Source organism: Pseudomonas sp. 24 E 13, assembly GCF_900004715.1.
Classification (GTDB): Bacteria; Pseudomonadota; Gammaproteobacteria; order Pseudomonadales; family Pseudomonadaceae; genus Aquipseudomonas; species Aquipseudomonas orientalis_A.
On record NZ_CVTO01000123.1, the window covers coordinates 13,294 to 26,990 of the forward strand.

The window sequence follows — 13,697 nt, forward strand, 5'->3', positions numbered from 1 at the left end:
CAAAAGTGAGCCGCTGTAAAAGCGGAACCATTAGCAGCCGTTACCGCAGAAACGGATATGTACTCGGTCCGATCCAACATCCGGGTCGGCCCAGAGGCCGCCATCGGGGGCAAGCCCCCTCCCACATTTGGACCGGGATCGGCACAAAAGCCCGGCCAGCCCAGAGGCCATCGGGGGCAAGCCCCCACATTTTGATCTCAGGGCGTTCAGTTACTCGGAGATCGCCCCGTCTACCAGCACCTGAGCCTCCTGCACCAACTGCTTGAGGTGATCCTCGCCGATAAAGCTCTCGGCGTAGATCTTGTAGATATCCTCGGTACCCGATGGACGCGCGGCGAACCAGCCGTTTTCGGTCATGACCTTCAAGCCGCCGATAGCCTGGTCGTTGCCTGGCGCATGGCTGAGAACCTGCTGGATGCTCTCCCCGGCCAATTGCGTGGACGTAACCTGCTGCGGCGACAGTTTGCCCAGCAAGGCTTTTTGCGCCGGCGTCGCCTTGGCATCGACGCGGATAGCGAACGGCTCACCGAGTGCGTCAGTCAGGCCGCGATAGAGCTGGCTCGGGTCCTGGCCCTTGCGCGAGGTCATTTCCGCGGCGAGCAGCGCCGGGATCAGGCCGTCCTTGTCGGTGCTCCAGACGCTACCGTCCTTGCGCAGGAACGAAGCCCCGGCGCTTTCTTCGCCACCGAACCCCAGCGAACCTTCAAACAAGCCATCGGCAAACCACTTGAAGCCCACCGGCACTTCGTACAAACGACGGCCCATACGCGCCGCAACACGATCGATCAGGCCGCTGCTGACCACGGTTTTACCCACGGCCGCGTCGGCACGCCACTCGGGGCGATTCTGGAACAGGTAATCGATGGACACCGCCAGGTAGTTGTTCGGCGCCAATAGCCCGCCCGACGGGGTCACGATGCCGTGACGGTCGTGGTCAGGGTCGCAGGCGAACGCCACATCGAAGCGCTCCTTGAGGCCGATCAGCCCTTGCATGGCGTAGCTGGAAGACGGGTCCATGCGGATCTGGCCGTCCCAGTCCACACTCATGAAGCGGAAGGTCGCGTCAACTTCGGTGTTCACCACGTCCAGGTTCAGACGGTAGTGTTCGGCAATCGCCGACCAGTAACGCACCCCTGCTCCACCCAGCGGATCGACGCCCAGGCGCAAGTCGGCGCTGCGGATGGCATCCATGTCGATCACATTGACCAGGTCGGCCACGTAGCTGTTGAGGTAATCATGGCGGTGGGTGGTATCAGCCTTGAGCGCCTGGGCGTGGGTGATGCGCTTGACCCCGGCGAGCTGGTTGGCCAGCAGTTCGTTGGCCTTGGCTTCGATCCACTTGGTGACATGGGTGTCGGCCGGGCCACCGTTAGGCGGGTTGTACTTGTAGCCGCCACTTTGCGGCGGGTTGTGGGACGGCGTGATCACGATACCGTCGGCCAGGCCACGGGTGCGGCCACGGTTGTAGCAGATGATGGCGTGGGAAATCGCCGGCGTCGGCGTGTATTCGTCGCCTTCGGCGAGCATGACATGCACGCCATTGGCGGCGAGCACTTCCAACGCACTGGCGCCGGCCGGCGTCGACAGGGCGTGGGTGTCCAGGCCGACAAACAGCGGGCCATCGATGCCCTGGGCCTCGCGGTACAGGCAGATAGCCTGACTGATCGCCAGCACATGCCATTCGTTGAAGCTCAGCTCGAACGAGCTGCCACGGTGCCCGGAAGTACCAAACGCCACGCGCTGGGTGGAGATCGCTGCATCAGGCTGGCCGGTGTAATAGGCCGTGACCAGTCGCGGGATATCCACCAGCAACTGGGCTGGTGCCGGCTTGCCCGCAAAAGGACTGATAGTCATGCATAAACCTCGGAAAATGAGTATTCGGAAAAATGACAGTTTACGGGGACTTGGACTACTGCGCGACGGTATCGATCCCACAACTCAAACAGAAATTTCATACCCATCAGACCTGTGCCTGCTGCAGCGCCGCGGCCAACGTATCCAGGACGATATCCAAGTTCGGATGACCGCTGAATGCATGACTCAGGCGCATATGCTGGTGATGCAGGCCGCTGAGGCTGAACAGCTCACCCGGGGCGATCACCACCTGTTGCGTCACCAGGCGCTGGAACACCTGATGCATGTCCACCGCCGTGGTCGACTGCAGCCAGAAGCTGGCACCGGCGCCAGGCATTCGGTAGCTCACCCGCCCCTCCAGCCGCACATCCAGACGATGACTCATGGCCTGCGCTTGTTCGCCAAGACGTTGGCGCAGCGTCTGCAAGTGCTGGTCAAACCGCCCGCTTTCGTACAAGCGCGCAATGGCCCGCTGGCGGATCGACGACAAACGGAATGCGCGCAACAAAAACTGGCGCTGCAATTGGCTGCTCAGTTGCCGCGACAGTACAAAACCAAACGGTGCTTCCGGACCGAGGGTCTTTTCCAGTGACGAAAACACCATCAGTCGCTCGGGGTTGACCAGGTCTCGCAACGCCGTTGGGGACGGTGCGAAGCTCAGTTCGCCAAAGGTGTCATTCTCCAGCAGCCAGCAACCGTAGCGTTCCAGCAGGTGCGCTACCTGCAACCGCTCCTGTAGCGACAACACGCTGCCTGACGGCATGCTCACCACCGACGACAGCAGCACCAGATGCACCGGCTCGTGGCGCAGCAGGTGTTCAAAGGTCGTCAAATTGAAGTGGCCATCGGCCTGCCACGGCAGTTCGATAACCCGCACGCCAGCGCCCTGCAACAGGCGCAAGACCCGATAATCGCAAGGTGACTCGACGACCACTACCGTGCCCTTGAGACCCAGGGCGTCGATCAGGATCTCCAGGACACCGCGCAAGTCGGCGCCGATATACACCTCATCCGCCTGCCAGCAACGCGTGGGCGAAGAGGTATACCGCGCCGCCAGCGCCGCGCGCAGCTCCCAGACGCCAGAGGGTTGCAAGCGAGTTTGCAGGTGGTGGGGATAACGGCGGATCAACTGGCGCTCCAGCGTCAGCAATGCGCCATCGAGTGAGCCCAGCAGCGCCGGTTCATCGCCGCTGAGCACCACCATGGCCGGCCGCCGCGTTGCCGCATACAGGCGCTCAAGCAAGTCGGTACCGGTGGTCATTTGTGCGTTGGCGGCCACCGGCCAGGCAAAGTAGCCTGACTTGGCCACGGAGTAGATCCGCCCTTCTTTCTCCAATATCGAGTAAGCGTACTGAATCGTCGAGATCGACACCTTCAACCGGGTCGACAGTTGCCGCAGTGAAGGCAGCTTTACCGGTGTCTCAAGGCTGACTTCATTGATCAGGTTGATCATGTAGCGGTACACCGCCTGATAGGCAAAATCGGCTTGCCGCTCTCCTCGCAGCTTCATGAGCGTCCGCTCGGGCTTGCACGTACCGGCACGCTTAACGTCCCGACAACTGCGCAATCTGCGCCTGCACCCGCGCTCCGCGCCGTTTGCGTGCCTGGACGCCACGGCCCGCGTGCAGAGGCCGCTTGCGATACAAGTGCTGCAGGAGAGGCAATGGCAGGCCACTGGTGTCAATCAGCCATTGCTGCAACATGTCGGCAGCGGGCTTGCCCTGCAACGCCTTATGCAATTCAGGAAGCCCCACCAGCATGCCGGGATGGCACTGACGCAGGTAACCCTCCAGGCGCTCGCCGTGATGAATGAACGGAGAGAACAACAGGCAAGTCAGTTGGCCCTCGTCCAGGCCAAAGAACCCGCTGGCGTAGGTCGTCGACAACACGCGTCCCTCGTGACTGCTCATCTCGTCGATCAGGCTCTGCGGGATTTGTCGACGGCCCATCGCCCCCCTGGCCTGGTGCACGAACGCTTCGACGCCCTCCTCGTACGACAACTCCCGCAGGCAGCGAGCCTGCAGCCCATGCAGATGCGCCATGAGCAGCGGGTTGGGATAGTCAGGATGACTGAAGTGAAAGTCGAACGGGTCCGGCTTGTGGGCCAGGAAGTCGGTCAGCAGCGGCGCCGAGGCAACATCGACCTCGTCGAGCAGATCGGCCACACCGATATAGGCCAAATGGCGGTGCCCGCCACGGCCAGTGCCCTCGGTCTCCACGAACTGCTCGCCATAGAGGTCGCGGTAGCAACCGGTGCTCCACTCCTGCATGCGCGCAAACAGGATATTGAGCGAGGCGGGCCTGCGCGGCGGCACAGTGACGCCCGCGCCCAGTGCCGCGCGCTTGAGCCAGGCCAGGTATTGGCTCTGTTTGCGTGGCGCGTCGCCGCTGACCAGGGCGTGCACGCCGCCGTTCCACGTGCTGATGCGCTGGTAGAAATCCCCCATGGCCAGGTAAGTATCGTTGCACAGCGTTGCGCGGACATCCCCGGACGTCAGGTGCCCGATCATCAGCCTATTGCGCTGGCTGACCTCACGGCCAACGCTGGATGCCGGCCGCTGATGATGGAAAGGCTGCACATCCTGGTTTTCCACCATCAACAGCTCCACGCGAGGATCATCGTGGAAAAACAGCGCGCCGTAGCCCTCGTTCAGACTGTCGAGCGTCGCCTGTGTCATCCCGGCATGCCGCAACGTTGCGACCCGCAGGTGAAAAGTCTTGGGCGCACGGCCAGCGATGCTCAACTGCGCCGCTCGCAGCAGCGCCAGGGTGTAACTGCTCACCTCACCGCCGCCGTGGGCGATCAACACTTTGTAGTTGGCCACTTGTTCCATCCCGCCTGCCGCCACCACTATGCGCTGGATCAACAATTGGAGTGCAGTCCTTTCGGCGCGCGTGAAGTGCCCCATCAAACGTTGCAGAACTTGCTGATAAACATAGTTCATGGCTTGTTCGTGAATTGCGCTCATCGTTCTACTACCTGAGTTGAAATATCAGTTTCAAAGCAACTTTTGATACCGCTGCTTGACCCATTACATCTGTCGGCTTGTCTTCCGCTGGAGGGCACAAAGATGATTAAACACTAGCACCTGGAAACAAGATCACCGGCGCGGGCACCTGAGCCGCGCACGACCGAACCTACGCGCAGACGCTAAAATCCAGGGCCCCGTGTGGTCACGTCGCACACCCTAGGAATATTCCGACAGCTTCCTACAGCGCCCTAACTAACAAACTAGCGAAACTTCCGACAAATATTAAATCACCCATTTAATCCTGCTCCTGACAACAAGGTCGGATGTTCTGAGCGCATTTCTGCAGCCAGGGTATCGCTTGATTAGTTCGCTGACGCGAGACAGTAGTGTGCAATAGCTAATCATTGCTCAATCCTTGAGATGATGGTGAAGCCACAATTATCGGCGCTCAAATAATGATTAATAGATACAGAACAACGCAGGAAAGCAGCTCAGATGATCTGCAGCGCGAACTTCAGTAACGCTCACACGACAGCGCCGCGCTGGATTTCAGGGCGGCGTGAGGGCAAAAGGTATTGTTTACGGGGCGCAACGCCCTCGGAGCGGCTCAACCCTGGCGCGGGTTAAGCCCTGACAAATGGCGCATCTGCCGTATCCGCGCAGACGCTGGAGCATTCATTTGCGAATACTCCTACAGCTCAAACAGCTTCAACCTGCAACGCAACCCGTTCGCGGCACGGGCATTCGTCCATGTAGCGATGAGCTTCAACGAACTGGCTGAACGGAAACACGGTGGTTTTCAGCGGTACCAGTACCCGGTCGGCGGTCAGTTGGTTGATATCACGCAAGGCCCGCTGCAACGCCACGTGGTCCTGAATGATGCCCAGCTCCGGCTTGCCGGTGAAGTTGCCGATGCAATGCACGAAGAACTGAATGTTCTTCTGGAACGCCGCACAGGCGGGGAACGGCGTCTGGTTGCCGCCCTGCAGGCCGTACAACACCAGGCTGCCGCGTGGCGCCAACACATCACCAAGCAACGACATCTGTGGCCCGCCGAGGCCGTCGAACACCACATCGACACCACGATCGCCGGTGATTTTGTTGATTTGCATGAGCAGGTCCTGCTCTTCGGTGACGATCACTTTTTCCGCCCCAAGGGACAGCAGGTACTCGCGCTCGTCGCTGTCTTTGGTCGCGGCAATCACGCGTACACCCAGGGCTTTGCCCAACTGCACAAACGAAGGCCCGGCGCAGTGGCTGGCATCGGTCACCAGGGCAAATTGCCCGGGTTTGACCCGTGCCAGGTCCATGTAGGCGAAATACGCAATCAACAGCGGCGTGTAATGCACGCTGGCTTCAATGGGGCTCAGGACATCCGGGTAACGGGTCAGGGCCGAACGCGGCAGGACAATCTGCTCGCCATACACCGGGTAATCGTTAGGGCTTTCGGCGGGGAAACTGGCGACCTTGTCGCCCACCGCCAAATCGTCCACGCCCTCGCCCAGGGCGACCACCACACCGGCCATTTCATGACCCAGGCCAGACGGCAGACGTGCATGGGACGACGCCAGGTTCTGGCGCCACAGAATGTCGTACCAGCTGATACCAATCGCGTCGACACGCACCTGCACTTCGCCCGGTGCGGGCTGCGCGGCTGCATGCTCTTCGCATTTGAGCACCTCGGCCGGACCAAACTTGTGAAAACGAATCGTGCGGGACATCGCAAACCTCGTCAAAGTAACCTCTAATGCCATGAACTCTATCTGGGCTTTACGGGTAAGACCACAGGTCGCCATTAATAGTCGACATGCTTGTCATTGATTCCGCATGTGAGGAATAGACCTCAGCTAACGTAGGAAAACTCAATTATCCTGTGCAGAGTACCAGCCTTTCCCCGTAAGATTCATGCCGGTCATGCTTCAGAGTGGAACCTTGGAGGTTCTTGATATGGCCGCTCTCGTCAAGTTCGCTGACTCTTCCAGGACACAAGATGAACCGTAACGACCTGCGTCGTGTCGACCTTAACCTCTTGATCGTATTCGAAACCTTGATGCATGAGCGCAGTGTGACCCGCGCCGCCGAGAAACTGTTTCTCGGCCAGCCGGCCATCAGCGCGGCCTTGTCACGCCTGCGCGGGCTGTTTGACGACCCGCTGTTCGTACGCACCGGGCGCAGCATGGAGCCCACCGCCCGCGCCGTGGAAATCTTCGCCCTGCTCTCCCCGGCGCTGGACTCGATCTCCACCGCCGTCAGCCGCGCCGCCGAGTTCGACCCGGCCACCAGCACTGCGGTCTTCCGCATTGGCCTGTCCGACGACGTGGAATTCGCCCTGCTGCCACAACTGCTCAAACGCCTGCGCGCCGAAGCGCCCGGCATCGTGCTGGTGGTGCGTCGCGTCAACTACATCCTCATGCCCGGCTTGCTCGCTTCAGGCGAAATCTCCATCGGCGTCAGCTACACCGCCGACCTGCCGGCCAACGCCAAGCGCAAGGTCCTGCGCCGCAGCCTGCCGAAACTGCTGCGCGCCGACAGCGTGCCCGGCTCATTGAGCCTGGACGACTTCTGCGCAAGACCCCATGCCCTGGTGTCGTTCGCCGGTGACCTGAGCGGGTTTATCGATGAAGAACTGGAAAAACTCGGGCGCAAACGCCACGTAGTGCTGGCCGTTCCGCAATTCAACGGCCTGGGGACGCTACTGGCAGGCACCGATATCCTTGCCAACGTACCGGATTACGCCGCCGAGGCACTGACCTCGGCCGGCGGCCTGCGCGCCGAAGACCCGCCGCTGCCGGTGCGCTCGTTCGAACTGCACATGGCCTGGCGCGGGTCGCAGGATAATGATCCGGGGGAGCGGTGGTTGAGGTCGCGGATTCAGATGTTTTTTGGGGACCCCGATAGCCTGTAATGGAATTCTACTAAATTCCATAAAACCTTTTTATAACAACAAGTTATTGGTTGTTTAAGTCCATAGCCGTCTGTCTAAATCCAATGAATTCCACGACTCATGGGGGCATAGTTGGGGGCAAATTTCGGTTCCTTAAAAAGGATGCCCCCACCGATGCCCCCAGATAATGCGGTTGTTTTCAAACGAAAACTCAGCGATGCCTTGATCCGATCACTGACCGAACCTGGCAAACACGCCGATGGCGAAGTTCCTGGCCTCTACTTGGAGGTGAGGGCGTCGAGTAAGGTCGGCAAATCCCCTTCCAAGGTTTGGCGATTGAAGTATCGGCTGCATGGGAAGGAAAACCGCTTCTCCATCGGCGCTTACCCCGACATTAGCCTCAAGGAGGCGCGCGACATTGCCCGCGGCGCACGCCGCGACGTGGCTAACCACACCGCTCCGCTCAAGGCCAAGACCGCCAAGATCGAGGCACAGTTGCTCAATGAAGAGCGCACCTTCGCTTACGTGGCCGAGCAATGGTTGGCATTCAAGTCTGCCGAACTGGTGACAAAATCCATCTCGGGCTTTACCGGAGCTCTGAACAACCACATCTTGCCTGCCATTGGCAAAAAACCGATCAGCGAGATCAAGTTGGAGCACATCACTACGATCATCACTGAGTTGCGCCGCCAACGCACCATGGCCATGGCCCGGCGCGTGCGCACCATCATACGTGCCGTTCTGGGCTTTGCCGAAGGTCGCGGCTGGGTGGAGCGCAACGTGGCGCTCAGCAACATTGAGGAGTTGAAGATTCGCCACATCGTGACCAGCAACCCGGCGATCGAAAGGCCATCCGACCTGGGCAGGTTTCTTCTACGCCTTGATGACTGCAACGACGGCAGCGTTGCCACCGCAATGCGCCTGCTGGTCATGTTGCCGGTCCGCCCAGGCGAACTGGTGCAGATGCGCTGGGAAGATGTCGACTTGGTGGGCGCCGATTGGCGTTATGTGGTGAGCAAGACCAAGCATCTGGACAAGAGCAAACACATCGTGCCGTTGCCTGAACAAGCCTTGGTTCTGTTACGCGAGCTACATAAAACCCGCGTGGTGGATGAAGAAGGCAAAGGCTGGGTGTTCGTCTCGCCGGTCTATCCGGGACGTCCCATAAACCCGACCTCCATGCTCAAGTCCTTTCAGCGTATTTGGCCGGAGTACAACATCACTGCTCACGGCTTTCGCGCGACCTACAGAACCATTGCACACGAGCACTTGGGAATCGATCCAATTGTGCTCGAACTATCGTTATCCCACAGAATGCCAGGTGCGCTAGGGGCTGTTTATGCGCGTGCGCAACTGCTAGCGCAACGCCGGGAAGCGGCTCAACGATGGGCTGACTATTTAGATCATCTACGGCAAAACGCTTGGCGAGTGACGACAGATTGACGATATACGAAAATCAGGAGAATGGAACAGGAAACGAGACTCGCATCTAACGCCCGCCCCATTGAAATCTAAAGATTTTCTTTTCTTGCCGAAGCAGGGGAGGACTTAATTATAAATTTTACTGAGGTACATCAGGAGCCAAGTACAAGTGACTCCATACTACGCCATTTAATTCTACTTATCGCCAATCGCCAATCGACGAACTCTCCCTCATTGACGCTGTTTTCGCATCACCGCAGAGAACTATGAATGAGAGAGCACGGGGATCCGTTGACTGAAAAAAAGGATCAGGATGCGTAAAGATATTAATGGGCTTCTTATTTACGTCATATCGACCTATGTTAGCTGAGCCTACGCTTGAAGCGGGCCAACCATTAACGAGTATTAATTAAAGGTCGGCATCCAGTCGTGACTAATAGCTAGTTAGACCTTGAATTGGGAGACTAACCTACACTGCTCAGCCGATAGTGCATTAAGGGTTGATCCTGACTCCAACGCTTTCTTCGCCGCTGTGGCGACTTGATCCGTAATTTGTCCCATTCCTGTTATTGTGAGGTTGATTTCTTCAGCCACCTGGCTTTGCTGTTCTGCAGCTGCAGCAATCTGATTATTCATCTCATTGATGATGTTTACGGACGCCGTGATACCCAAGAAGGTATGCGCGGCCATCTGCGCTTGCTGTAAGCATGATTGAGTATGGGTATGACTTTCAAGCATTGATTGGGTCACCGACTGACTCCCCCCCTGCAAACGTTCGATGATTAATCTAACCTCCTCAGTCGCAAGCTGGGTTTTTTGCGCCAAGCTTCTAACTTCATCAGCCACAACAGCGAAACCACGGCCATGATCTCCGGCTCGAGCGGCTTCAATAGCGGCATTGAGTGCGAGCAAATTGGTTTGTTCTGCGATGGCACGGATCGCAGTTACAACAGCTCCTATATCATTGCTGCTTTCTTCGAGTACTTTCACCGTCTTGACAGAATTTTCCATGCGAATAGCGAGCGCGTGAATAGCGGCGACGGCGTCCTCCATCGCAACTTTCCCGTCAATTACCGCTTGTTCCGCACGCTCCGTTGCTTTTGCAGCATTCATGGCATTTGCTGCGACATCCTGCGAGGATGTAGTCATCTCATTAATTGCTGTTGCAATCTGCTCAACGTCACTCTGCTGACTCTGCATCCCTTTATGGGTTTGTGCCGCCATAGCGGCGCCGTCGGACGTTGAGTCAGCAATCATTTTGGTTGAGTCTACGACCTTAATAATTAACATCTGTAACTGTTCTAAAAACACATTAAACTCTTGAGCAATAAGCCCTAACTCGTCCGCCCGCGAACTACTCATTCGCTGGGTTAAATCCCCTTCCCCTTTAGCGACATTCTTTATCATCGCCAGCATATTGTGAAGTGGACGAACGATTCCACGCGCCACGAATCCGACAATCAGAATTCCAAAGCCACTCACCAGCAAACCAACTAATCCCATTGAGCGCGCTTCGGAAATGTAGCGTTTTTCCAAGAGATTTTTCAGATCGCTAACGCTCTTGAAAACTACACTTTCTGGAAGTCGCACCAATAGTGTCCACTTCGTAGCTGTGTTGGCAACGGCAAAACGAATTGCCAGCTGAATCATGCCTCGTTGATCAAGACTATAACTTTCGTCTGAAGTGCTTAGCGTTGAAAATGAGCTAACCAATTCTTTCCCGAAGGCTTCGCTAGCAGATTTCCCTACTTGACTAGCATCCCCAGTGTACGCTACGAAACGGCCGTTGCCGGAAACCAGGGCCATGTCACCCACCCCTCCATACAACTCACGATTTGCTTTTTCGAGGATTTTTTGGACGAACTCCAAATCTAGCGATGCACCAGCAATACCTTTGAATTTATCCTTTACGAGAATCGGAGCGGTAAACGCAGTCAACTGTACTGATTTTCCGTTGATAGTATAAATTACAGGATCGGTTGCACAGGCAGAGCGACTTTCCTTTGGACACAAATAAAACTCGCCCTCTCTTACCCCCGTAGGTAGCAGAGCCTCACTTTCCATAGCATATAGCTTTGACAGAGTGTATTTGCCGCCTTCAGCGCGAAACCACAAGGGCAAGAAGCGCTCTTGCTCGGTCAAACCGCTATTAGGAGTTTTTTCAAAAATACCTTCTGGTTCCCAGGCTATGTAGGTAGTCACAAGTTGTGGGTTTTGAACGAGCGCATCAAGGGCAAGATCACTGAGCAACTTCCCTTCGGCGTCACGATCACCATCAGGCTTGGATGCAGCCAAAACATTGGCTCTTGCAAGATTTTTTGCGACCGCAATTGGCTGATCCAACTGCCTCTGAATTTCGCTAACCTGATACTTTGAAAGGCCTACCAAGTGCTCTTTAACCTCCCCCCCCAAAACCTCTCGGGTTTTATCACCGATCCAGTTCTGGGTTTTCTCTCCAGAGATTAGCGCATATAGCACTAATACTGCCACTACGGAGAGAATGGCAGCCCCTGCGTAAAACATAATGCTCAACTGAAGAGATTTTATTTTCATTATTTCTCACTCTTGCTTGCGGTCTAAAGGCACTATTATTTATTCCATAACTACTAGAGCACATGACCTGAACATCAATTTTTTACTGACGTTGCAGATTTCTTCAGTGCGCAGGCGTTAGGGTGATGGCCATACTTGACCATTAGTATCAATCGACTGCCTTAACCATATCTTCGATGACCTTCTTGGCATCACCGAAAACCATCATGGTCCTGTCGAGGTAGAACAGTTCGTTGTCCAGGCCTGCATAGCCGCTGGCCATCGAGCGCTTGTTGACGATGATGGTCTTGGCCTTGAACGCTTCAAGAATCGGCATGCCGGCAATCGGCGACTTCGGATCGTTCTTCGCGGCAGGGTTGACCACATCGTTCGCCCCGAGCACCAGCACCACGTCGGCCTGGCCGAACTCGGAGTTGATGTCTTCCATCTCGAACACCTGGTCGTAAGGCACTTCGGCCTCGGCGAGCAGAACGTTCATGTGCCCCGGCATACGGCCGGCAACCGGGTGGATCGCATACTTCACGGTCACGCCACGGTGGGTCAGCTTCTCGGTCAATTCCTTCAGCGCATGCTGTGCACGCGCTACTGCCAAGCCGTAACCCGGCACGATGATCACGGTGTCGGCGTTGGTCAGCAGGAAAGTCGCGTCGTCGGCCGAGCCGGACTTCACCGGGCGCGCTTCTTTCGACCCTGCCGCCGCACCGGCATCCGGCGCATTGCCGAAGCCGCCGAGCAGTACATTGAAGAAGGAGCGGTTCATGGCCTTGCACATGATGTACGACAGGATCGCGCCGCTGGAGCCCACCAGGGAGCCGGCGATGATCAGCATCGAGTTGTTCAGCGAGAAGCCGATCCCTGCCGCTGCCCAGCCGGAGTAGCTGTTGAGCATCGAGACAACCACCGGCATGTCGGCGCCGCCGATGGGGATGATGATCAGCACGCCCAGTACAAAGGCCAGGGCCAGCATCACGGCGAAGGCCGTGAGGTTGCCGGTGAACATGAAGGCCAGGCCCAGGCCCAGCGTCAGCAGGCCCAACACCAGGTTGAGCTTGTGCTGGCCGCCGAACTGCACCGATGCGCCCTGGAACAGGCGGAACTTGTACTTGCCGGAGAGCTTGCCGAAAGCGATCACCGAACCGGAGAAGGTAATTGCACCGATGGCGGCACCCAGGAACAGTTCCAGGCGGTTGCCCGCAGGAATGGCGTCGCCCAGGTGCTTGACGATACCCAGCGATTGCGGTTCGACGACCGCCGCGATGGCGATGAATACCGCAGCCAGGCCGATCATGCTGTGCATGAACGCGACCAGTTCCGGCATCTTGGTCATTTCGACGCGCTTGGCCATGACCGAGCCGGCGGTGCCGCCGATCAGCAGGCCGACGATCACATAGCCGATACCGGCCGTCGCCAGCTCAGCGCCGAGCTTATAGATGAGGCCAACGGTGGTGAGTACCGCCAGCGCCATGCCGAGCATGCCGAACAGGTTGCCGCGCCGCGAAGTGGTCGGGTGCGAGAGGCCTTTGAGGGCCTGGATGAAGCAGATCGACGCAATCAGGTAGAGCGTCGTGACGAGGTTCATGCTCATTACTTGGGCGCCTCTTCTTTTACTTTCGGGGCTTTTTTCTTGAACATCTCAAGCATTCGCCGGGTGACCAGGAAACCACCAAACACATTGACCGCCGCCAGGGCCACAGCCAGGGTGCCCATGGTCTTGCCCAGCGGTGTGACCGTGAGGGCGGCGGCGAGCATGGCGCCGACGATCACGATTGCCGAAATGGCGTTGGTTACGGCCATCAACGGCGTGTGCAGCGCGGGTGTCACGTTCCAGACCACGTGGTAACCGACATAAATCGCCAGCACAAAGATGATCAGGTTGTAGATACCGGGGGAGATAAGCTCTTCCATCGTCTGAATCCCTGCTTAGGCGTTTTTGCGGATGACTTGGCCGTCGCGGCACATCAGGCACGCGGCGACGATGTCGTCTTCGAGGTTGATTTCAAACTGCCCTTCCT

General features: G+C 57.5%; 9 protein-coding genes and 2 pseudogenes. 2 read left to right on the forward strand and 9 right to left on the reverse strand.

The genetic code is table 11. The features are described 5' to 3' along the window. Positions 1-210: 210 nt before the first annotated feature. The 4 genes from pgm to BFP90_RS14980 form a co-directional block, all read right to left on the reverse strand. The gene (gene pgm, locus BFP90_RS14965) at positions 211-1,854 is read right to left on the reverse strand and encodes a phosphoglucomutase (alpha-D-glucose-1,6-bisphosphate-dependent) (protein ID WP_065897210.1); all 1,644 of its coding nucleotides are present in this window, start codon (positions 1,852-1,854) and stop codon (positions 211-213) included. 106 nt (positions 1,855-1,960) lie between these two features. Next, positions 1,961-3,364: an aminotransferase-like domain-containing protein gene (locus tag BFP90_RS14970; RefSeq protein ID WP_065897211.1), complete on the reverse strand. Its 1,404-nt coding sequence runs from the start codon at positions 3,362-3,364 to the stop codon at positions 1,961-1,963. A gap of 34 nt (positions 3,365-3,398) precedes the next feature. Beyond that, on the reverse strand, positions 3,399-4,823 hold the full coding sequence (locus BFP90_RS14975; RefSeq protein WP_083203253.1) for a hypothetical protein: 1,425 nt from the start codon (positions 4,821-4,823) through the stop codon (positions 3,399-3,401). A gap of 701 nt (positions 4,824-5,524) precedes the next feature. Further along, positions 5,525-6,547, reverse strand: coding sequence for a zinc-dependent alcohol dehydrogenase family protein (locus tag BFP90_RS14980; protein ID WP_065888106.1), 1,023 nt, complete (start codon positions 6,545-6,547; stop codon positions 5,525-5,527). A gap of 269 nt (positions 6,548-6,816) precedes the next feature. Here BFP90_RS14980 and BFP90_RS14985 point away from each other — a divergent pair, with 269 nt between their 5' ends. After that, the gene (locus BFP90_RS14985) at positions 6,817-7,731 is read left to right on the forward strand and encodes a LysR family transcriptional regulator (protein ID WP_065892809.1); all 915 of its coding nucleotides are present in this window, start codon (positions 6,817-6,819) and stop codon (positions 7,729-7,731) included. A gap of 153 nt (positions 7,732-7,884) precedes the next feature. Next, positions 7,885-9,153, forward strand: a complete 1,269-nt coding sequence (locus tag BFP90_RS14990) for a tyrosine-type recombinase/integrase (RefSeq protein ID WP_065892810.1) — start codon at positions 7,885-7,887, stop codon at positions 9,151-9,153. Between the two features lie 423 nt (positions 9,154-9,576). Here BFP90_RS14990 and BFP90_RS29625 read toward each other — a convergent pair. The 5 genes and pseudogenes from BFP90_RS29625 to BFP90_RS29215 all read right to left on the reverse strand — a co-directional run. Next, positions 9,577-10,095: pseudogene (locus BFP90_RS29625) on the reverse strand (methyl-accepting chemotaxis protein); the annotation flags it as partial. 339 nt (positions 10,096-10,434) lie between these two features. After that, positions 10,435-11,685 (reverse strand): annotated as a pseudogene (locus BFP90_RS29630) (HAMP domain-containing protein); the annotation flags it as partial. 148 nt (positions 11,686-11,833) lie between these two features. After that, positions 11,834-13,270, reverse strand: coding sequence for an NAD(P)(+) transhydrogenase (Re/Si-specific) subunit beta (locus BFP90_RS15000; RefSeq protein WP_065897214.1), 1,437 nt, complete (start codon positions 13,268-13,270; stop codon positions 11,834-11,836). Next, positions 13,270-13,590, reverse strand: coding sequence for an NAD(P) transhydrogenase subunit alpha (locus tag BFP90_RS15005; RefSeq protein ID WP_003187417.1), 321 nt, complete (start codon positions 13,588-13,590; stop codon positions 13,270-13,272). The genes BFP90_RS15000 and BFP90_RS15005 overlap by 1 nt, the downstream gene beginning before the upstream one ends. 15 nt (positions 13,591-13,605) lie before the next feature. Next, positions 13,606-13,697: hypothetical protein (locus BFP90_RS29215; protein ID WP_256097476.1), on the reverse strand; the 92-nt coding region annotated here is incomplete at its 5' end.